Consider the following 21,107-nt stretch of genomic DNA (forward strand, 5'->3'; position numbering starts at 1 on the left):
GCGCGGGGCCGCCTAAAAGGTCAGCAGGAAGCTGCGTTGGTTGTGGAAGCCGTTGGAGGTGATCTCGGTGAAGCCTAATTCGAGGAGGCATTCGCATTCGATATGACGGGTGCGGTCGATCGATACGCGGAGGCTGGTCAGGGTGCCGAGGTGGCGGAGGTGGGCGATGGATCGTTGCCAGGCGGCCAGCGCGCTTTCGCGGTGGTCGAGGACGCCTTTGGGGGCGGTGAGGAAGATCTCGTCATGGCCGGCAATTTCGAGGAAGAACAGTCTTTGTGTGCCTGCGAGGGCCATCCAGCTGGTTTGGCGGGTGAGTTTTTCGCTGTCGTGCCATTCCTGCAACAGGAGCTTCAGGAACTGTTGTTCCCATTTTGGTGTTTGTTGGAGGGACTCGGCGAGCCAGCGGCTGATGTAGGCTGCGTCGGAGCGTTCGACCAGACGAAAGTGGATGCGGGGTTTTTTGAAACCGGGCATGGGGTTGGCAAAACGGCGCACGGCGCCGGTGCCCGAAGGGCCATCATAGGCCCTATGAGATTGCGAAGCAATCGGTACTGTTCGGGGGCCTACTTTGGGCTACGGGTTTTTGAAGCAAAGAAAAGGCACGCCGCGGAAGGGACACCGCAGTCAAATTAGACAGCGGCGGCGGGAGACGCCCAAGATACCTACATTTGTAGCCTATGAATCATTTGCTCCTCGTGGAAGATGATCCGGCCATTGCGAAGTTGATCCATTTGCATTTGCGTGCCCCGGACTACCGGGTGACGGTTTGTGACCGGGGGGCGGCGGCGCTGGCGGCTTTGGGCACCGGGACTTTTGACGTGATCATCCTGGATATCCTGTTGCCGGACGGCAACGGGGTGGATCTTTGCCGTCGCGTCCGGGCCCTTCAAAATTGGACCCCGGTATTGATGCTCAGTGCTTTGTCCGATGAATCGGACAAGGTGGGGGCGTTGGAGGCGGGGGCCGACGACTATATGACCAAGCCGTTTGGGGTGGCGGAGCTGCTGGCGCGGGTACGGGCTTTGTTGCGGCGGCGGCCGGTGGGGGCTGCGGCGGGTGCGGATTCGACGGGTTCTGGCTCGGGGCCGGCAGGCTTGGGAGCGGCTGCCGGACCGGCGGATGCGGCTGGGGACGGGATCATTCGGTATCGGGACCTGGTGATCGACCGGAAAAAACGGAAGGTGACGATGCGCGGCGAGCGGCTGGAGCTGACGCCGAAGGAGTTCGATCTGTTGTGGCTGTTGGCGGATCACCCGGGCAAGACGTTCTCAAGGCACGAATTGCTGGAGATGATCTGGGGTTTTGCGTTCGCCGAGTATGAACATACGGTGACGTCGCATATTAACAGGCTGCGGATAAAGATTGAGCCGGTGCTGAATAAGCCTGAATATATTCTAACCACCTGGGGAGCCGGTTACCGGTTTGCGGAATGAAACGCCTTCCTCTTTTCCGGCGGGCCTATGGGGTCGTCTTCCTGCTCATTTTAGTGCTCGGGATGCTTTTCACGGGCATCACTTACCTGGCGATCACGAATTTCTTCGAGGCGAGTACGCAGTTGCTGAACAAGGATGTGGCGGGGCATATCGCCCGGTTTACGAGTCCGTACGGCCGGGAGGGGTTCGACCGGCGCAAGGCGGATTCGGTGTTTTATGATGCGATGGTGATCAGTCCGAGTGCGGAGGTGTACTTTCTCGATACGACGGGGCGGGTGATGTATTTCAATGGAAAACGGGGGGAGATAAAAGAGTGGCAGGTGCCGCTGGAGCCGATCATTCGCTATTTGAAGGCGAACGGGAAGAAACATATTGTGGATTTGGATCCGCGGGATCCCGAGCGGTGGAAGATCTTTTCGGCGGCGGATGTGTGGAGGGAAGCGGAGGACACTGGTAAGTATGCCGCTCCGCTGCGGTTGGGGTATATCTACGTGATCCTGGGGAGCCATCAATTTCGCAGCGTTTCGCAGATGTTGTTCAATAGCCGGATCACGCCGATGGTGCTGGGTTCGGTGTCCTTTTTGCTGGCCGTTTCCCTGTTGATCACGGTCCTGTATATCCAGCGCATGCGGGAGGCGGATAATATCCGGCGGATAACGGCTTCGGAGAAGGAACGGCGGGATTTTATGATCAACATTTCCCACGATCTCCGGACCCCGCTGGCCATCGCCCGGGGATATGCGGAGACCTTAGTGATGAGGAAGGGGGAGCTGGGGCCTGCCGACGAGCGGGCGTATGGCGAGCTGGTGGTGACGAAACTGCGACAGGTGGACCAGATGGTGAACCAGCTGTTCGAGCTATCGAAGATGGAGTCGGCGAGCTTCGAGGCGCACCGGGAGCCTTTTGTGTTCTCGGAGATGATGCAGGAGGTGTTGCGTGCGACGGATCCTTCCCGACGGATCAACCTTGTTAACGGAATGGATGGGAGCTGGATCTTTGCCGACGTGTCGATGATGGAGCGGGTGGTGCAGAACCTGGTGGTGAATGCGTTGGCTTATACGGTGGAGGGGCCTGGTGGTGGGATTGTTGTGCGATTGGACTCTTCGGCGGAGGAGCTGGTGTTTACGATTGCCAATACGGGGGCGCCTTTGGCGGAGGAACTGGTGCGGTGGATCAACGATCCGGATGCGATGCGGCCTGCGCGGCCGGCGATCGGGTTGGCCATTGTACGGAAGATATTGCAACTGCATGGATATGGATTTGCAGTGGCGGTGGGCGATGGACGGAATGTGTTTACGGTGAGGATGGGGCTTAGTGATCCCCGGAGACCCTTCCGGGCGGAAGGGTCCCACAGAGATCGATAGGCGCGGCTTGGATTAAGGGTATTCGACAAGGGACTATTTCTGAACGAGACCCTGGAGACAATACCCGGAAGGTGGTAATTTTGTACCTTGCCTCCGCAAAATTGGAATATGAATCCTGTTTATGTTATCGATAGTGTAAGGACGCCGATAGGCAAATACGGGGGCGCTTTGAGCTCCATCCGTCCTGATGACCTGTTGGCCCATGTAATAAAGGCGTTGCTCCAGCGTAATCCCGGCGTGGATGTCGCGGCGATCGAGGATGTGATCGCGGGCGATGCGAACCAGGCAGGAGAAGACAACCGCAATGTGGCGCGGATGGCGGCCTTGCTGGCGGGATTGCCGGTGACGGTGCCGGGTAATACGGTGAACCGGCTTTGTGCCTCGGGTCTGCAGGCGATAATGGATGCGGCGCGGGCGATAGCTTGTGGGGATGGCGATGTCTTTATCGCGGGCGGCGTGGAGAGCATGACCCGCGCGCCCTTTGTGATGGCGAAATCGTCTTCTGCGTTCAGCCGGCAGCCGGAGGTGTTTGATTCGACGATCGGCTGGCGGTTTGTAAACAGGCGGATGGCCGAGATGCACCATCCGTTCTCGATGGGCGAAACGGCGGAGAATGTGGCCCGGCAGTGGAAGGTGTCGCGCGAGGCGCAGGATGCTTTTGGACTTGGCTCTCAGGAAAAATATTTTGCGGCTTTGGCGGCGGGGAAGTGGACGGATGAGATCGCGCCGGTGGAGATCCTGGGCGGCAAACAGGAGAAGATCTATTTTTCGGCCGACGAGCCGCCGCGGCGGAGTTCGCTGGAGAAGATGGCGGCGTTGCGGCCTGCGTTTGTGAAAGACGGGTCGGTGACGGCGGGGAATTCGGCGGGGATCAATGACGGCGCGGCGGCGATGCTGCTGGCGTCCGAATCCGCGGTGAAGCGGTTTGGGCTGAGGCCGCGGGCGCGGGTGGTGAGCATGGGGGTGGCGGGTGTGGATCCTGCGATCATGGGTGTTGGGCCGATCCCGGCGACGCGAAAGGCGTTGGCGAGGGCGGGCCTCTCGGCGGGCGATGTTGGGTTGGTGGAACTGAATGAGGCCTTTGCCGTGCAGGCGCTGGTTTGTATGCAGGAGCTGGGGCTTGATCCTTCAGTTGTGAATGTGAATGGCGGGTCGATCGCCATTGGCCATCCGTTGGGGTGCAGCGGGGTGCGGATATCGACGACGCTGGTGCATGAGATGGGGCGGCGGCCGGCCGTGCGCTACGGGTTGGCGACGATGTGTGTGGGGGTGGGCCAGGGGGCGGCGATTGTCTACGAGAATTTGTAAATTAGGTCATGGAATTTCGGACAAGACTTGTTACCCGGCGGCGGAATAAGCGGGCTTATGTGGCCTATGCGGGATTGTTCATCGCCGCCTGCGCCCTACCGGTGTATTTCATTCCTCCCATTCAAGATTATTATCCTTATGTTTTCGGGGCTGGCATTGCGGTTGTTGTGCTGGGCGCGTTGATCGCCCGGGGCGATGTGCGTAATTACGGGCTTTCGCCGGACGAACTGGTGGTGAGCCTCGAAGGCATCACCGTGGGAGCCGTCTTCTATCCCTTGCGGATGGTCCGTAATCTGAACTTTAATGTCGAGGCCTATAACGGGCTTTATGTCAACGATGGGGCGATGGTGTCGGGGAGTAATTCCGATGGGATGACCAACGAACTGTCGTTCGAGTCCGGGAGTGGGAAGGTGTCGGTGGGGTTTTACCTGGAGAGTAAGGCGCATGTGCAGCAGCTGGGGCTGGTGTTTGACGCGTTTTACCGTGCGCGGATCCCTTTTGTCGAGCGGAACCGGGGGCGGCAGACGTATCTTTTTCAACATTTGTCGGGGGTGGAGTTGGAGGAATTCAAGCGGAAGTATGGGTATGCTTAGGCCTGCATGCAATTTCAAACCAAAATAATCGAGGGGAATAAAAACCCCAATGCCCGGGTCGCCTGGGCCGGCGGTGGTCTACTCTTCCTCGCCATGGTCCTGATGTGTGTCGACGCTTACCGGCGATACGGTTTCTGGCTTTTTGGGCTGGCGATAATCGTGCTGCTCGTCGGCGCCTTCCGGTCCAAGGGGAATGTCGACGTCATCGATGTCTCGGAAACGGACGTGGTTATTAGCCCCGAGGAGATTCGGGTCGGGGATAGCGTCTGGTCCATGGCGCAGGTAAGCGGAATTCAGTTCCAGGTGGTGGGATATGATGGAATGGGTGATCCGGATGGATATTCTTTTAGCGGGTATGATCGCGGGTATAATTCCTACGGCAATCGCCGCGGGAGCGGGAGCTGGCCAACAGGATGATCGAATATGGATATGCGTGAGCAATCCTTAAAACAAGCTTTCCATTGTGACCTCTCTCAATACACGGCCGGTGTAGTATTCGTTCTTTCTAACACCATAGGTCGTGATCAGGGTGAGAAATATTGTTTTCTTCGTCCGGGTCTGGCGTCGAAAGACATTCACCTTGTTATCGAGATCACCGGCATATCTCTTATCGATAATGAACTCTTCGCCGGTAAATTTCATTTCACACAGATTGATCGTTCGGTCTTGCCGATCGAAGAGCAGGTCAATTTGGGCTCCCTTTTCTGTGCTTCCTTTTGGGGGCAGATAACGCCAGACCGATTCCTCCGAGAGCACGTCGGCGATCCCCAGCGCGATTTTAATCGGCCGGCTATGCTTGAGGCAAACCGATTCAAAAGAAAATCCACTCCAACTTATATATGACTGGGTATTGATATGCCGGAGCCAGGTCCCACTACCCGTCGCTTTTGCATTTTCGATAAACTTTTGATAAAACAACGAGTATTCATCCGACAGCTTATAGATATTCTCATTACTGGACTTTCCGAAGGGAACGTAATTTGAAATGAAGCCTGATTCTGTTAGTTCCTTCAAAGTTTTGGTTATGCCGCCGCCAGTCGTAAACCCGGCCTCTTTGATAATCTCGTCCCGAGTCATTCCGCCGGCTTTTTTCGCCAGCGTCCTTACGATCTTCTCGTGTTGCTCCGCTTTGACGAACAAGGATGCGAAGATATTCTGAAATTCTGTTCGCAATAAGCCATTGGCAGCAAAACACAGGCGATCGATAGTCTGTGCGGCGCTTTCTCCCGGTAAAATATGCTGAAGGTAATAGGGTATTCCTCCTATGGCCATATAAAGCTGTAGCGTCTGGTAATGATCGAGGATGACGCCCCGATATTTCAAATACGCATCTGTCTCCGCCAGCGTAAAAGGTAGCAGCCGTATGGTTTGGGTAACCCGATTATGCAATCCACCCCGATCATTGAGGATCTTCTCTATCATCCAGGACGCCGCAGATCCGCAAATCACTACCTTCAGGTTGGATCGTTTAGTTCCGGAACTATTCCACCAGTGGTCAAAAGCCCGAAGAAAATTGGAGCGGGGACTATGCAGCCATGGGAACTCATCAAAAAACAAGACAGCCGGCACATTTGGGTCCAGATTATCGAGCAGGTAGATGTCGAGATCATTAAATGCCTGAAGCCAGCCCGGGGCTGTAGCGATTGGGGTTGTACTTTTCAGTGACCGGCCTAGTGCCAGGCTGAAATTTTTGAGTTGATCAGGCAGCCTTGCTCCGTGGATGCCTGTCAATTCAAATACTATTTTGTCTTTCAGGTACGTTCGGACAAGGTAGGTCTTTCCTACCCGTCTACGACCAAATACGGCTATCAGTTCTGGATCATTTGTACTAAGCTTTTGATCTAAGATTTTCTTTTCCTCTATCCTGCCAATTACTTGATCCATAATCTTTCTTAGTCTCTAAATATTAAAAATTATATTCAAGTATGGCCAGGTATAATTTTTATATCTCGCCATTTCTAGTAAAAATAGTCAATTTTGGCGAGATATAATTTTTAATCGCGCAAACTCATGGGATGGCCCTGAGCCCATCGATCTGCCTGCCGCGTGGCGTTACAGCCCGCAGTAGTAGTCGTACCCGCGTTCGAACCAATAATCGCGGGGGCGGTCGTTGCTGAAGTGGATCTTGCCGATGCGTTTGAGGTTTTTGACGCCGTACTTGACGGGGATGATGAGGCGGAGGGGCGCGCCGTGGTTGACGGGCAGGGGCTGACCGGTCATTTCGTAGGCGAGGATGGTTTGGGGGTGGAGGGCGCTGGTGCGGTCGATGCCGATGTAGTATTGATCGTCGGGGGTGCTCATGCCGACATATTCGAGAGCGGCTTCCTTTTGGAGACCATAATGATTTATGAAATCGCTGAACCGGACGCCGCCCCACCAGGATATTTGGCTCCAACCCTCGATGCATTTGAATTCGAACGCATATTCCGTTTTGGGGAGGGCCTTTAACTCGTCGATGCTGATGGAGAGCAGGCCCTTGTCCTGGGTTTGGACCTGCAGGCGCCAGGCCGCGGGATCGAAGCCCTGGGGACGGGTGCCGACGTTGCTATTGACGCGGACATTTCGGGCGGCCTGGTTGGTGGGGTAAGTTTTGGCGAGGTGATTGTCGCTTAGCGTGGGTTTGAAGATCTTTTCGTCGGTATTGAGGAGCTTGCGGAGGGGCTTTTGGACGCCATCGCTTTGCGGGGCGTCTTTTATTCCGAACCAGGTTTTCCAGGCGGCTACGCCGAGGAGGGCGAATGCCGAAAAGCTGATAAATGTTCGGCGGTTGATCTGTTTTTGGATGGGCCGGGCGGGAACCTTTGGGGAAGCGGACGGGGCGGGCGCTGGGACAGGCGCTTCGGGTTTGTGCGGGAAATCCACCACCTCCCAACCGGTGACCATGGCCCTGAAATTGTTCCAGCCGGCGAGAATGACCTGGACGACATGGATCACGAAAAAGAGGCAATAGCCCAGCGTCAGGATAAAATGGATGATCCGGGCGGTGGCATAGCCGCCGAAACAAGCCGCCAACCATCCCAATTGCACAGGCTTATAGATCGCAAGGCCGGTGAGGACGGAAAAGAATCCCATGACAATGATCCCCGTATAGGCGATCCGCTGGGCGCCGTTGAACTTGCCTTGGGGCGGGATGGTTTTGCGGATGTGGAGATCGTGCAACAGCACCTGCCAGCCTTCTTTAAATGAGCGCTTGTTGGGGAAGAGGTGGCGCCACTCGCCGGAAAAGAGGGTGTACAGCACGTATACGGTCCCGTTAACAAAAAAGATCCACATGAACACAAAGTGAAAGGCCATGCCTTCGGCCAGCCGGTGGGAGAGGTTCAGCGTCTTATAGAAACCGTTGGGAAAGAAGGTGTAGAGGATATCGTGCCCTACCCTGACCTTGTATACGTCATTGGCCCAATAGATCAGCAGGCCGCTCCAGATCATGGCGAAGAGGACCGGGAAATTGATCCAGTGCATCCAGCGGATGGCCAGCGGGTGTTTTGGGACGAGCTTTTTCACGGGATCAAATTTAGCGTAATCCTCGAGAATTTGCCTATATTACGATATCACAAGAGTATCACAATTTATCGTTTATCTACAGCCTTATGCTGCGAAATTACCTTCTCGTCGCCTGGCGCAATCTCCTGCGCAACAGGACGATCGGCATCATCAATCTTTTCGGTCTTTCGATTTCCGTCGCCTTTTGCCTGCTTCTCTTCTACCATGTCCGGTGGGAGCAGAGCTTCGACACTTTCCATGTCAACAAGGACCGGCTCTTTCGCTGTGAGATGAGCACCTTCCGCGACGGTTCCGAAAAGAGCCAGCTGGCCTTTCCGTTGGTTGCGGGGCCCGACCTGCAACGAAACTTTCCGGAAGTGGCGGCCGTCAACCGGTTTCAGGCCGGGGGGCGGGAACTCGTGAAGGCGGGCGATAATGTCTACGAGGAGAAAGAGGTGGTTCGGGCCGATGCGAATTTCTTCCAGCTTTTTACTTTTCCGCTGTTGAAAGGGGATGTGCGGACGGCGCTGGCCGCGCCGGAGAATGTGGTGCTGTCGGCCACGGTGGCTAAAAAATATTTTGGGGAGCAGGACCCCGTGGGTCAGGCGATCCACCTTACGAATGAGCCGGGCCGGCTTTACCGGGTCACGGGCGTCGCGGCAGATGCGCCGGCCAACTCGAGCATTCAGTTCGGCCTGGTCTTGCCGGTGATGGGCGCCGATTACCAGGAGGATATAAAGGATGGCTTCAACCGGATGAACGATCTGCTGATGGTGCAATTAAAGCCCGGGGTGGACCGGCCCGCCTTTGAAAAAAAGATGAATAGCTGGGTTCGGACCTATATCGGGCCTTATATGGACACGGTATGGTACAAGGCGGAGCCTGCGCCGGTGCGCGCCAGCTATCATTGGATGTTGCGGCCGTTGGCGGAGTGTCATTACAGCGAGGCGCAGGGCTGGGGCCACTATGCCAACGCGAAAATGATCTACCAGCTGCTTTGCCTTGTCGGGGTGATCCTGTTACTGGCCTCCCTCAACTATTTGCTCGTAACGGTTTCGAATGCCGCGTCGCGTAGCCAGGAGGTGGGTGTACGGAAGGTGATGGGTGCGGGCAGGGGAGCGATCATCCTGCAATCCTGGCTGGAGACGCAGCTGGTGGTGGGTCTGGCGGTGGGTTTCGGCCTGCTGTTGTCCTGGATCGCGATGCCCCTGCTTCACGTGGCGATCGGCAGCGGAGTCAAGTTTTCTTCTTTATCGTGGATCGATGTGACGCTGGCGGCGGTGGTCCTGGCCGCCGTGCTGGCCATCCTCGCCGGATACTATCCTGCCCTGCTGATCTCCCGGCTGAAGCCCTTATCGGTCATGAAAAGCTTTTCGAGCGTTCGGATCAACCCCCGGTTCAGCCGTGTATTGGTGGTCGTGCAGTTTACTTGTTGCGTGGTGCTGATGGCCGCGGCGTATATCATCAGCCGGCAGCTGAGCTATGTCATGAACAAGGACCTGGGGTTCGATAAGAACCAGGTGCTGATCATCCACAATCCCTCATGGGACAGGGACTTCATCCACGATACCAAAGAACAGATGTATGCTTTTGCCCAATCCAGGCCCGATGTCATCGCCTATAGCGCCATGAATGGCGGGCCGACGGGATCCCACAATCGCAATGGGATCATCATTGACGGAAAACAGGAATGGTACCAGATGATGCAGGTGGACTACAACTATTTCGAGCTGCTGAAGCTGAAGCTTGTCGCCGGCAGGACGTTCTCCCGGGATTTTCCAACCGATACGGCCGTTGCGACGCGGCCCTGCGTGGTGAACGAGGAGATGATGCGGCTGCTGGGAAAGGATGCGCAATTGGGTGTCTATAATAAGGCGCTGAGGGGGACGATCATCGGGATAGTGAAGGACTATAATTTCGAGAGCCTGAGTAAGAAGATCGAACCCGAGCAGCACCGGCTGAGCGCCTACTATGCCGATCTGCTGTTCAGGATCAGGGGCGGGAATGTGGCCGCGACGATCAACGCGTTCGAGAAGGAGTGGAAGCGGGCGACGCATAATTATCCCTTTTCGTACGGTTTCCTGGACGACTCCCTCCGGCAGCGCTATGAGGCCGATCTGCGGGCCCAGCATGCGATGGAATGGGCCGGCGGATTTGCGATCCTGATCGCCTGTATGGGATTGTTTGGGCTGAGCGCGATAGCGGCGGCGAACCGAACAAAGGAGATCGGCATCCGGAAGGTGCTTGGCGCGAGTGTGGGCGAATTGGCGGGGATGCTGGCGAGGGGATTTTTGTCGATGGTGATGCTGGCTATTTTGATCGCCGTGCCGTTGGCCTGGTGGGGGATGAACCGGTGGCTGGCGGATTTTGCCTATCATATCGACATCCAATGGTGGATGTTCGCGGTGGTGGGGCTGATGGCGGTGGGGATCGCGCTGGCGACGGTGAGTTTCCAGGTGCTGCGGGCGGCGCGGGCCAATCCTATCGATGCACTACGCAGTGAATGATCGATTTTGAATCTATATTGCTGAATGTCGGCCGGCATGTGGAGCTGGATGCGGAGGAGACGGAGTATTTTATTTCGCTGTTGAAGTCCCGGCGGCTGGCGCGGAAGGCTTTGTTGCTGAAGGAGGGGCAGGCCTGCAACTATTTTTATTATGTGCATTCGGGGACGTTGCGGGCGTTTTGCCGGGATGACCGGGGGCGCGAGTCGACCATTATGTTCGCGCCGGCGGACTGGTGGGTGACGGATATGTATTGCTTTTTGAACAGGCGCAAGGCGATGATGGAGATCGAGGCGTTGGAGGCGAGTACTGTTTTTCAACTGAGCAGGAAGCAATTGGATGAACTGCTGAGCCGGTCGCCGAAGTTCGAACGGTGGTTTCGTATCCTGATGCAGAATGCGTATACGCGCGAACAGCTGCGGGCTATCGACAACCTTTCGCTGCCGGCGGAGGAGCGGTACCGGCGGTTCGTGGAGAGGTATCCGCTGATAGCGGCGCAGGTGACGCAGAAGCAGATCGCGTCGTACCTGGGTATTACGCCGGAGTTTTTGAGTGCTATCCGGAAGAAAATTAAGATAGTTTAAGATTTGTCATTTTGGACTGCGCGTTCTTTGCCCAAAACTCATTTTATGATTGTACTTATTGCGGGGCCGTATCGTAGCGGTACGGGTGACGATCCTGTTCTGATGCGGCAGAACCTGGACCGGCTGGAGGCCGCGGCATTGGCCGTCTGGCATCGGGGCCATTTGCCGATGATAGGTGAGTGGGTGGCGCTGCCGCTGATGCAACTGGCGGGGTCGCAGTCCATTGGCGATGCGGTTTGGGAATCGATTCAATACCCCGTAGCGCACCACTTGTTGGAGAAATGCGACGCGGTCTATCGCATCGAGGGGGCCTCGAAGGGGGCCGACCAGGATGTGCGGATCGCGATGGAACGCGGATTGCCCGTGTATCACCATTTAGAGGAGGTGCCGGCGCACTGACGCTACTTCTTACCCGCGGATTTGATCAACTGGCTGATGGTTGTCAGGCTGTTCTGACGGCTGTCAGTCATTTTGATCTCGAACAGGGTCTCCATTTCGCGGTCGTGAGTCTTTGCGGTGGCGAAGAGCACCTGGTCGAAGAGGCTGAGGATCATCTGCGCCTGTTTGTTCTTGGCCGAGACGTTGGGGGCGTTGAAGACGGGCGCCATATAGGCGCTGATCGCCTTTATATCGATGGCTACGGCGATGGGGGAGGAGCGGAACTCTTCCGACACCAGGGGGCTGGGACCGCGGCCGGGCTTATCGAAATAGTCGTCGGTGGCCTGCTGGGTGGGGCCCAGCACAAAGATGTTATTGCGGAGGGTACGGCTATCCTTCTTTTTGATACCGGCGGAGTCTTTCTTTTGCAAGGCGTCGAGGACCTTTGTGAATGCGGCCGGGTCTTTTACCGTCACGACCACGTATAGATCGGGTTTCCCCGGTTTAATACCAGAGGTATCCGTAGCGGGGATCGTTTTGCCGCTGTCGATCATGGCCAGGACGAGATCGCCTTTAAAGGCGGCAACGAGATCGTTTGTCGTCAGCTGCTTCTTCCCGAGCATGGAATCGAGGGTGTGGATATACGTTCCCTTCGACTGGGTTTGGGCCAGGTTGAGGAGGGCGTTGAGATCGATATGGATGGCGGCCATTCCGAGGAGATTACCCTGGGGGAGGTGCTCGATGAGCTCCGGGTTCAGCGGGCGGCCGGCGAAATCGAAGTTATAGCTCGAGTCATAGAACACGTGGACGCGGAAGCGGATGGCCCCGTTGTCAAATCGAAGGGTGCTGAGGGTGTGGGAGCGGCTGTGTTTCACCTGCTCGGCCACTTTCAGGAAGTTTTTGTCTACCGGCGCTTTTGACATGCGCATCGCGTCGGCCATCATGCCGAAGCCGGAGCCGTACTGGCTCCAGATATGGACGTCGCCGTCATCGGAGAAGCCCTTGTAAAAGGCAGGGTTAGTGATAAAGGGGTTGGTATCGGAGCCTTTCAGCGCGGCCTGGCATTTGTGGACGGCGGTCAGAAAGTAGCGGTGGCGTGTGGCCTCGGAGGGCGTTGTACCTTTCGGGGCTTTGACGACGACGCTGGCGACGAGCTTGTCGGACCAGCACCAGACGGTGTTGTTCCCATCCTTGCCGATGCGGGGCTTGCCGGGGAGGATGGTGAAGTTGCTCTTCTGCCGGCCTTTCAGGAGTTGGAGGAATTTTGCCGAATCGGTGAGACCCACGAGGATCGTGGTATAGTGGGCGCTGTCGGGGCCGAGAATATTCGTTTCGGAGATAACGACGCCCGGGTGGGGGTCGATGCCTGCGAAGGCCGGGTCGTTGACGAAGGCGAGCATCTGCTTGTTTTCCTGGCTGGGAGGCATGACGGAGGCGATGGCCTGCCAGTCCATCTTGCTGCTGATGGCCAGATAGTTGATATGGAAGATGCGGTCTGCGTCGGCGGGGATATGGCGGAACAGCGGGTTTTCAGAAGGGGTCTGGGCCTGGGTAAGGGTGATGCTGCATAGGAAGGCGAGGAGAACGAGGCGGAATTTCATGGTTAGGGGTTTAATAGTTGTTCGAACGTAAGTGTTTCCTGCTGGCCGGTGGACAGCAATTTTCGTTTGACCGTCCGCGTGCTCAGCTCTTCGCTGCCGAGTATAACGGCATAATGGGCCCCTTTCTTATCTGCGTATTTGAATTGTTTGTCGAATTTGGCCGTCTCGTGGTAGAGTTCGGCGGAGCGGCCTTTGGCGCGGAGCTGCTGTATGAGGCCGAAGGCGGCCTTTGCTTCGGCTTCGCCGAGGTTGAAGAAGAGATATTCGATGGAGGTGTCGATGTCTTTTGGGAAGGCTTTCAATTCTTCGAGGACGTCGTAGATGCGGTCGACGCCGAAGCTGACGCCGACGCCGGGGATGCCGGGGACGCCGAAGGTGCCGGTGAGATCGTCGTAGCGGCCGCCGCCGCCGATGCTGCCCATTTCGACGCCGATGGCTTTGACTTCGAAGATGGTGCCGGTGTAATAGTTGAGGCCGCGGGCGAGGGTAAGGTCGACCGTTAGCTCCGGGGCGCCGGGGTAGGTGAGGATCGTTTCGAGCTCAGTGATGCCTTTGACGCCGGTTTCGTTGTTGCCGAAGAGGGTTTTGAGGGTGGTGAGCTTTTCTTCGTTGGAGCCGCTGACGGCCAGGTATTTTTCGATGACGAGGACTTGATCGAGGTTGAGGCCGCGGTCGATCAGTTCGGCCTTTACTTTTTCGATCCCTATTTTGTCCAGCTTGTCGATGGCGACGGTGATATCGACCATCTTATCGGCGCCGCCGCAGATCTCGGCGAGGGCCGCGAGGATCTTGCGGTTGTTGATGCGGATCTCGACGGGGATGTTCAAATTTTGGAAGGCGGTGTGGTAGATGGAGGCGAGTTCGACTTCGTTGAGCAGGGAGTAGCTGCCGACGACGTCGGCGTCGCACTGATAGAATTCGCGGTAGCGGCCGCGTTGCGGCCGGTCGGCCCGCCATACGGGCTGCATCTGGTAGCGGCGGAAGGGGAAGGTGAGGGTGGCGTGGTTCATGGCGACGAACCGGGCGAAGGGGATGGTCAGGTCATAGCGGAGGGCTCGTTCGGTGAGTTCCTTGTCGTTCTTTCCGGCGAGGGCCTTTTCGAAGGCGGCTTTTGACTTTTCGACATTTTTTGGGTCGGCGAGGCCGTTGTTGAGGATCTTGAAGATCAACTTATCTCCCTCTTCGCCGTATTTGCCCATGAGGGTTTCGAGGTTTTCCATCGCGGGGGTTTCGAGGGGTTGATAGCCATAGAGCTCGAAGACGGTCCGGATGGTGTCGAAGATATAGCGGCGTTTGCGGACGGTGGTAGGGTCAAAGTCGCGGGTGCCTTGCGGGAGGCTGGGCTTATTTTTGCTCATTTGTATTTTGCGATGATGTGATCGGCGGCGATGTCGATCATTTTATATACTTCGTGGTAGCCGGGTTCGGGGCCGTACCAGGGGTCCGGGACGTCCTGGTCCTGGCCGGGGTCGACCTCGTTCATCAGGAGTTCGACCTTTGATGGGTCGAACTGGCGGCCCGCGATGCGGCGCATCTCGTCGACGACGTCGCCTGCCATGGCATATATTTTGTCAAATCTTTGAAAATCAGCGGCAGTGAAGCGGCGGGAGCGTTGGCGGCTGATGTCGATGCCGTTGTGTCGCGCCACTTTTTGGGACAAATGATGTGGGGCTTCGCCGGTGTGATAGCCGTTGGTGCCGGCGCTCTCGACGATCCATTCCAGGCCGGCGGCCCGGGCTTTTTCCTGCAGGATGCCTTCCGCCAGGGGGCTGCGGCAGATGTTGCCGAGGCAGACCATGAGAAACGACGACGGAGGTGTTTTTTCCATGGCGGCAAAGGTACGGAGGGCGAGCGAGTTTATGGAATGGCGACGGCAATGCATCTATTTTAATGACGTAGGTAGTTGTTTTTAAGGTTATTTGCTTAATTTGCCCGGCCTGGGGGCGTCGGGAGGCGTAACCAGCATAAATTAGTTAAAAATGGCAAACGAGCATCCGGAACAGGACAAGACCCGGAAAAGGGCGTATGAGATGAGGCGGGCCATATTGGATTATGGAATGGGGGTTATCATCTTTTGCATCGGGATCGTTCTGCTGATAGCGCCGAAGATCGGGTTGACGCTGGATCTCGACAACACGCTGCGATATTCCTTAGGAGGATTATTCCTGCTGTACGGCGGATTCCGCGTCTATCGCGGGAGGCAGAAAAATTACTATCATTGACTATGGGACTCGGTATTGGTAAAGGCATTCTGACCGGCGTTGTTATTTGTGGTGTGTTGAGCGGATGTGGTAACAAGCAGCCCAAGACCCCGCAGGAGACGCCCACCAGCGGTACGATACAAATCAGCGTGGATGAGTCGTTCCGGCCGGTGATCGACTCCCAGATCAAGGTTTTCGAATCTTCTTTCCCCAATGCGCATATTGTTGCACATTATCGCCCGGAGGCGCAATGCCTGCGGGATCTGTCCACGGACACGACGAGGCTGATCCTGGTCACCCGTGGCCTGACTCCCGAAGAGGGTAATTTCTACAATGACTCCTTCCATATCCGGCCGTTGTTCGGGGTGCTGGCTTATGACGCGGTCGCGGTGATCGTGAACAAGCGCTCGAAGGACTCGATCTTCGAGATAAAGGACCTGCAGGCCATGCTGAGCGGGGAAGATACGAATCACCAGCCGGTGATGGACGGGGTGTCGGCGACGAGTACGGTGCGGTATGCCAAGGACTCTATCCTGAAGGGGAAGGCGTTGGGGAAGAATGTGACGGCGGCGCGGAACAGCGAGGAGGTGATCAATTATGTGGCAAATAATCCCCGCGCGGTGGGTTTTGTCGGGGCGAGCTGGGTGGCGGATCTGAACGATCCGGGTGATACGAGCTTTAATAAGAATGTGATCGTAGCGGCGGTCCGGTGTACATCCTGCCTGGGTCCGACCTATGTCAAGCCGTATCAGGCAAATATTGCATTGAAAAGATACCCCCTGGTTCGAAGTTTGTATTTTATTCTGAAGGAGGATTTTAGTGGGATCGGGAACAATTTCACCAATTTTCTGCAGTATGAACGCGGACAGCTGATCTTTAGCAAGGCGTATCTGTGGCCGGCGAGGATGAATTTCCAGATCGAAGATGTACAGATGGGTAAGTGATTTTTGTATAAATTTACACACTTATAAAACAAACGACTACGTAATGAAGAACAAGATGCGAATCAGCTTACGAATCAGTTTAATCTTCGTAGCAGGCGTTGCAGGTCTCTGCAATGGTGCATTTGCTCAGACGGTGGAGCAGGGGAAGAAGTTCCTCTATTATCAGCGTTACAAGAGTGCTAACGATGTGTTTGACAAGATACTGGCAGGCAATCCCAACAATATAGACGCGATCTACTGGAAGGGGCAGACCCTATTGGCCGACCACGACTCGACGGCGGCTGGTGACCTGTACTCCAAGGCCCTGCAGACGAACGGCAATGCGCCGATGCTGCTGGCCGGGATGGGGGGTGTCGAGCTGCGGATGGGGAAGACCCAGGATGCCAGGCAGCGTTTCGAGACGGCGATCAGCCTGACGAAGGGGAAGGATATCAATGTGCTGAATGCGGTTGCCGACAATAATATCGATGCCCGCAACGGGGATGCGCAATATGCCATCGAGAAACTGACCCAGGCGACGCAGGTGAAGAACTTCAACAATGCGGAGACGTATCTGTTGATGGGCGATGCGTACCGGAAGCTGATCGACGGCGGCAACGCGGTGCAGTCCTATCAGAAGGCGCTGGCGCTGGACCCGAAGCTGGCGGAGGCGAAGTATAAGATCGGGAAGATCTATGAGACGCAGAAGAACGTGGAGTTCTATCTGCCGGCCTACCAGGATGCGGTGCAGATAGACCCGAACTACGGGCCGGCCTACTATGCGTTGTTCAACCATTATTTTGAACATGGGGATGCCACCAAGGCGACCGAAGAGCTGAATAAATACCGGGCCGTATCCGATCCGAGTGCGGAGACGGATTATGCCGTTGCGTCCCTGCTGTTCGTCGACAAGAAATATGACGAGGCCATTGCCGCTGCAAAGACCGCCATTCAGACGCAGGGCGATAAGGTGTATCCCAAATATTATTTGTTGCTGGCTTATTCCTACGATGCGAAGAAAGACACGATGGCGGCGAAGGATAATCTGAACCTCTATTTCCAGAAACAGAAGCCGGATGCGTTGGTGGCGGCCGATTATGAGTTCAAGGGTAAGGTGCTGACGCATTTCCATGAGGACAGTGTGGCGGCGATCGATGCCTATAACAAGGCGATCGCAATGGATACGGCGAGGAAGGAAAAGCTGCGCATCATCAAGGAGGCTTCCGATGACGCCAAGGCTGCCGGGGCGAAGGGCGCTTACGCGTATTGGCAGGGAGTTGCTTTTCCTTATATCGACAATCCCAGCGAGAGCGATATCTACAACTGGGGTTTTGCGAATTATTCGGCGGGTAATTACCAGGCTGCCGACAGCATTTTCTGTGGGGTTTATGAGTCCAAGTATCCGAATAGCTTTTTCGGTTACCTGTGGTGTAAGAACTCTGCTGTCGCGTTGGATGATTCCCTGTGGTCGAAGGGGTTACCGCTGGAGCCGTATCAGAAGCTGGCAGCGATTGCCCGGAGCCTGGATTCCACGGCCAAGGCGGCTAACAGCCCTGATTCCGTCAAGTACAAAAGATATGCTATAGAGTCTTATTCCGTGTTGGCGGGTTGGTATAACAACGTGAAGAAGGATAAGGAGACTGCGACCTTCTACCTGGATCAGTGGGCGGCCATCGACCCGAGCGATCCGACTCCGGGAAAATTCAAGGCTATCATCAACCGGCCGGTCAAGCAGCCGGCCAGACCTGCGGGGGGCGCCAGGAGGAGCGGCGCGAAGTAGTTGTATAAATACAATAATTAGTTGACTATAAGGGGACCGGCGCGATTTTTAATTTCGCGCCGGCTTCATTTTTTGTTGGAAATCCGGAATGCTGGCTTATTTTTGCCGGTGAAATCCTATAATCTTCAATATGGACATCACCCTACTTCAGGTCGCAACTCCCAGTCTGAATAATTCTACCAGTTATTTCCCGATCGGTGTCCAACTTTTGTTCGCTCTTGGCTTTGTCGGGGCAGTCCTTGGCGTTACCCATCTGCTGGGCCCCAAGCGGAAGACTGCCGAAAAACTCCAGAACTTTGAAAGCGGGATCGAGGCGGTCGGCAATGCCCGGCAGCCGATGGCGGTTAAATATTTTTTGATCGCGATCCTGTTCGTGCTCTTCGACGTGGAAGTGATCTTTTTCTACCCCTATGCGGTAAATTTCCGCGGACTGGGGTGGAGCGGTTTTGGGGAGGTATTGATGTTCGTTGGCTTTTTTCTTGCAGGCTTTATATATATCATTAAGAAAGGAGCGTTGTCCTGGGAGGATTGATTGCTTCGTGAGGTTTTAACATTAAAACATTTGGTTATATGGCACGTCCGGTAAGGTTCAATATTCATCCCATCCAAGCTGATATCAAAGACAATATCAGCCTTGCCAATATGCCCGAGGGTTATACGGGCGAAGGTTTTTTCACGACGAAATTGAGTGATGTCGTGGGGCTGGCGCGCAAGAATTCTCTTTGGCCCATGCCTTTTGCGACTTCCTGCTGCGGTATCGAGTTCATGGCGACGATGGCGAGCCACTACGACCTGGCTCGATTCGGGGCGGAGCGGCTGGGTTTCTCTCCCCGGCAGTGCGATCTGCTGATGGTGATGGGGACCATTGCTAAAAAGATGGGGCCGGTGGTGAAGCAGGTATACCTGCAGATGGCCGAGCCGCGTTGGGTGATGGCCGTTGGGGCTTGTGCGAGCAGCGGGGGTATCTTCGACACCTATTCGGTATTGCAGGGGATCGACCAGGTGGTCCCGGTGGACGTCTATGTCCCGGGTTGTCCTCCCCGGCCGGAAGCCATTCTCGACGGGTTTATGCGTATCCAGGATCTGGTGGGGCAGGAGAGTATTCGCCGGCGGAACAGTGATCAGTACAAGGGTCTTTTGCAGAGTTATGGTATTCAATAAAACTTATGGCATTAACCAACGAAACGATCAAGGATCGGCTTATTACGAAATTTGGAGAGCAGCTTTCCCACTTTGAAGAGCCGTATGGCTTACTGACCTTCGAGGCGCCCAAGGACCTCAACTTAAAAGTCATGCAATTCCTTTTTGACGACGAGGAGTTGCGTTTCCAGTTCCTGACCGATCTGACGGCGGTGCACTATCCCGATCAGAAGGGGCGGGAGTTGGCGGTCGTTTATCACCTGCATAATCTTACGGACAATATCCGGTTGCGCTTCAAGGTTTTTACATCGAGCGAGCAGCCTGATGTCTTTACGGCTACGCAGCTGTATTCCTCGGCCAACTGGATGGAGCGGGAGACCTACGATTTCTTTGGGGTTAACTTTGTCGGGCATCCGAACCTGAAGCGCATCCTGAACGTCGACGAGATGGAATATTTTCCTTTGAGGAAGGAGTTCCCGCTGGAGGATCAGACGCGTATTGACAAAGATGATTCTATGTTCGGGCGCGGGCCGTTGCCGGCGACGGTCTGACTTGTCGGGGACCATTTAAAAAGTGAACACATGAGCACAGAGCAACACATAAAGTTACGCGAAGGCAGTATCGAGAAGACGACGACCACGCTGAACCTTGGGCCGACGCACCCGGCGACGCATGGGGTGTTTCAGAATATCCTGGAGCTGGACGGGGAGCGGATCGTGTCGGCGGAGCAAACGGTAGGGTATATTCACCGGGCGTTCGAGAAACTGGCTGAACGGCGGCCTTTGTACCAGATAACCACGCTGACCGACCGGTTGAACTATTGTTCCTCGCCGATAAACAATATGGGATGGCATCTCACCTGTGAGAAGCTGTTGGGGGTGAAGACGCCGAAGCGCGTGGATTACCTGCGGGTGATCATCATGGAGCTGTCGCGGATCTCCGACCATCTTATCTGCAATTCCGTTGTGGGGGTGGACTCGGGCGCATTTACGGGCTTCCTGTACGTTATGCAATACCGTGAGTTGATCTATGAAATTTACGAGGAGGTTTGCGGTAGCCGGCTGACGACGAACATGGGTCGGATCGGCGGGTTCGAGCGGAATTTTACTGCCGCGGCCTGGGAGAAGCTGGAGAAATTCATGGCCGAGTATCCGGCGGTGTTGAAGGAGTTCGAGAACCTGTTCAACCGGAACCGGATCTTTATGGAGCGGACGATTGGGGCGGGGCCGATCTCGGCCGAGCGGGCGCTCAACTACGGGTTCACCGGACCCAATTTGCGGGCCGCGGGTGTGGACTATGATGTGCGGGTGCATACGCCGTATTCGTCTTATGAAGACTTTAGTTTTGATATTCCGGTGGGTTCGACGGGGGATTGTTACGACCGGTTTTTAGTGCGTAACGGCGAGATGTGGCAGTCGCTGCGCATTATTGAGCAGGCTTATCGCAAGATACAGGATATGAAGGGGGCGGAGGCGGAGGTGTATCATGCCGATGCGCCGGAATACTATCTGCCGGCTAAATCCGATGTATATACAAAGATGGAGGCGCTGATCTGGCATTTCAAGATCGTGATGGGTGAGACCGATATTCCGCCGGGGGAAGTTTACCAGGCGGTCGAGGGGGGAAATGGGGAGTTGGGTTTTTACCTGATCTCTGATGGCGGGCGGACTCCGTACCGGCTGCATTTCCGGCGGCCCTGCTTTATTTATTACCAGGCGTATTCGGAGCTGACGAAGGGGGCGATGTTGAGCGATGCTATTATTGTTATGAGTTCGTTGAACCTGATTGCAGGGGAGATGGATGCCTAATGTTCTA

Annotated in this window: 21 protein-coding genes; 15 read left to right on the forward strand and 6 right to left on the reverse strand. The window is 55.7% G+C overall.

Going from position 1 to position 21,107, the window contains the following annotated elements:
• Positions 1-12: 12 nt before the first annotated feature.
• Positions 13-474 (reverse strand): hypothetical protein, encoded by a 462-nt coding sequence (locus tag VHE34_RS11925; RefSeq protein ID WP_325588099.1) that lies wholly within the window; start codon positions 472-474, stop codon positions 13-15.
• Positions 475-677: 203 nt separating this feature from the next.
• Between VHE34_RS11925 and VHE34_RS11930 the strand changes: the two genes are divergently transcribed.
• The 5 genes from VHE34_RS11930 (at position 678) to VHE34_RS11950 (ending at position 5,115) form a co-directional block, all read left to right on the forward strand.
• Positions 678-1,433, forward strand: coding sequence for a response regulator transcription factor (locus VHE34_RS11930; RefSeq protein ID WP_325588101.1), 756 nt, complete (start codon positions 678-680; stop codon positions 1,431-1,433).
• Positions 1,430-2,797: a HAMP domain-containing sensor histidine kinase gene (locus VHE34_RS11935; RefSeq protein ID WP_325588103.1), complete on the forward strand. Its 1,368-nt coding sequence runs from the start codon at positions 1,430-1,432 to the stop codon at positions 2,795-2,797. Before VHE34_RS11930 ends, VHE34_RS11935 begins: the two co-directional genes overlap by 4 nt.
• A gap of 108 nt (positions 2,798-2,905) precedes the next feature.
• The gene (locus VHE34_RS11940) at positions 2,906-4,105 is read left to right on the forward strand and encodes an acetyl-CoA C-acyltransferase (RefSeq protein ID WP_325588105.1); all 1,200 of its coding nucleotides are present in this window, start codon (positions 2,906-2,908) and stop codon (positions 4,103-4,105) included.
• A gap of 8 nt (positions 4,106-4,113) precedes the next feature.
• Positions 4,114-4,698: a hypothetical protein gene (locus VHE34_RS11945; protein ID WP_325588107.1), complete on the forward strand. Its 585-nt coding sequence runs from the start codon at positions 4,114-4,116 to the stop codon at positions 4,696-4,698.
• A gap of 6 nt (positions 4,699-4,704) precedes the next feature.
• On the forward strand, positions 4,705-5,115 hold the full coding sequence (locus VHE34_RS11950) for a hypothetical protein (protein WP_325588111.1): 411 nt from the start codon (positions 4,705-4,707) through the stop codon (positions 5,113-5,115).
• A gap of 27 nt (positions 5,116-5,142) precedes the next feature.
• Here VHE34_RS11950 and VHE34_RS11955 read toward each other — a convergent pair whose 3' ends face one another.
• Complete coding sequence (locus VHE34_RS11955; RefSeq protein WP_325588113.1) at positions 5,143-6,582, reverse strand: ATP-binding protein; 1,440 nt, start codon at positions 6,580-6,582, stop codon at positions 5,143-5,145.
• Positions 6,583-6,750: 168 nt separating this feature from the next.
• Positions 6,751-8,202, reverse strand: a complete 1,452-nt coding sequence (locus VHE34_RS11960) for a molybdopterin-dependent oxidoreductase (RefSeq protein WP_325588115.1) — start codon at positions 8,200-8,202, stop codon at positions 6,751-6,753.
• A gap of 86 nt (positions 8,203-8,288) precedes the next feature.
• Here VHE34_RS11960 and VHE34_RS11965 point away from each other — a divergent pair, with 86 nt between their 5' ends.
• From VHE34_RS11965 to VHE34_RS11975, 3 genes are read left to right on the forward strand one after another with little or no spacing between them, the layout of a single operon-like run.
• On the forward strand, positions 8,289-10,688 hold the full coding sequence (locus VHE34_RS11965; protein WP_325588117.1) for an ABC transporter permease: 2,400 nt from the start codon (positions 8,289-8,291) through the stop codon (positions 10,686-10,688).
• On the forward strand, positions 10,685-11,269 hold the full coding sequence (locus tag VHE34_RS11970) for a Crp/Fnr family transcriptional regulator (RefSeq protein ID WP_325588119.1): 585 nt from the start codon (positions 10,685-10,687) through the stop codon (positions 11,267-11,269). Before VHE34_RS11965 ends, VHE34_RS11970 begins: the two co-directional genes overlap by 4 nt.
• A gap of 45 nt (positions 11,270-11,314) precedes the next feature.
• The gene (locus VHE34_RS11975; RefSeq protein WP_325588121.1) at positions 11,315-11,668 is read left to right on the forward strand and encodes a hypothetical protein; all 354 of its coding nucleotides are present in this window, start codon (positions 11,315-11,317) and stop codon (positions 11,666-11,668) included.
• A gap of 2 nt (positions 11,669-11,670) precedes the next feature.
• On the opposite strand, the gene VHE34_RS11980 is transcribed toward VHE34_RS11975, so the two are convergent.
• Genes VHE34_RS11980 through VHE34_RS11990 form a run of 3 tightly spaced genes read right to left on the reverse strand, consistent with a single transcriptional unit; the run spans position 11,671 to position 15,076 of the window.
• Positions 11,671-13,248, reverse strand: coding sequence for a DUF4836 family protein (locus VHE34_RS11980; protein WP_325588123.1), 1,578 nt, complete (start codon positions 13,246-13,248; stop codon positions 11,671-11,673).
• Positions 13,249-13,250: 2 nt separating this feature from the next.
• Entirely contained in the window at positions 13,251-14,606 is a 1,356-nt protein-coding gene (gene hisS / locus VHE34_RS11985; protein ID WP_325588125.1) for a histidine--tRNA ligase, read from the reverse strand.
• Positions 14,603-15,076, reverse strand: a complete 474-nt coding sequence (locus tag VHE34_RS11990) for a low molecular weight protein-tyrosine-phosphatase (protein ID WP_325588127.1) — start codon at positions 15,074-15,076, stop codon at positions 14,603-14,605. Before VHE34_RS11990 ends, hisS begins: the two co-directional genes overlap by 4 nt.
• A 151-nt stretch (positions 15,077-15,227) precedes the next feature.
• Between VHE34_RS11990 and VHE34_RS11995 the strand changes: the two genes are divergently transcribed.
• From VHE34_RS11995 to VHE34_RS12025, 7 genes are all read left to right on the forward strand, one after another.
• Complete coding sequence (locus VHE34_RS11995) at positions 15,228-15,470, forward strand: hypothetical protein (protein ID WP_325588129.1); 243 nt, start codon at positions 15,228-15,230, stop codon at positions 15,468-15,470.
• Between the two features lie 2 nt (positions 15,471-15,472).
• The gene (locus VHE34_RS12000) at positions 15,473-16,393 is read left to right on the forward strand and encodes a substrate-binding domain-containing protein (protein ID WP_325588131.1); all 921 of its coding nucleotides are present in this window, start codon (positions 15,473-15,475) and stop codon (positions 16,391-16,393) included.
• 43 nt (positions 16,394-16,436) lie between these two features.
• The gene (locus VHE34_RS12005) at positions 16,437-18,152 is read left to right on the forward strand and encodes a tetratricopeptide repeat protein (RefSeq protein ID WP_325588133.1); all 1,716 of its coding nucleotides are present in this window, start codon (positions 16,437-16,439) and stop codon (positions 18,150-18,152) included.
• Between the two features lie 130 nt (positions 18,153-18,282).
• Positions 18,283-18,684, forward strand: a complete 402-nt coding sequence (locus VHE34_RS12010) for an NADH-quinone oxidoreductase subunit A (RefSeq protein ID WP_325588135.1) — start codon at positions 18,283-18,285, stop codon at positions 18,682-18,684.
• Positions 18,685-18,722: 38 nt separating this feature from the next.
• The gene (locus VHE34_RS12015) at positions 18,723-19,313 is read left to right on the forward strand and encodes an NADH-quinone oxidoreductase subunit B (protein WP_325588137.1); all 591 of its coding nucleotides are present in this window, start codon (positions 18,723-18,725) and stop codon (positions 19,311-19,313) included.
• A gap of 5 nt (positions 19,314-19,318) precedes the next feature.
• Positions 19,319-19,843, forward strand: a complete 525-nt coding sequence (locus VHE34_RS12020) for an NADH-quinone oxidoreductase subunit C (protein ID WP_325588139.1) — start codon at positions 19,319-19,321, stop codon at positions 19,841-19,843.
• 30 nt (positions 19,844-19,873) lie between these two features.
• Positions 19,874-21,100, forward strand: coding sequence for an NADH-quinone oxidoreductase subunit D (locus tag VHE34_RS12025; protein ID WP_325588141.1), 1,227 nt, complete (start codon positions 19,874-19,876; stop codon positions 21,098-21,100).
• Positions 21,101-21,107 lie beyond the last annotated feature (7 nt).

The organism is Puia sp. (assembly GCF_035546395.1).
In the GTDB taxonomy this organism is placed as follows: domain Bacteria; phylum Bacteroidota; class Bacteroidia; order Chitinophagales; family Chitinophagaceae; genus Puia.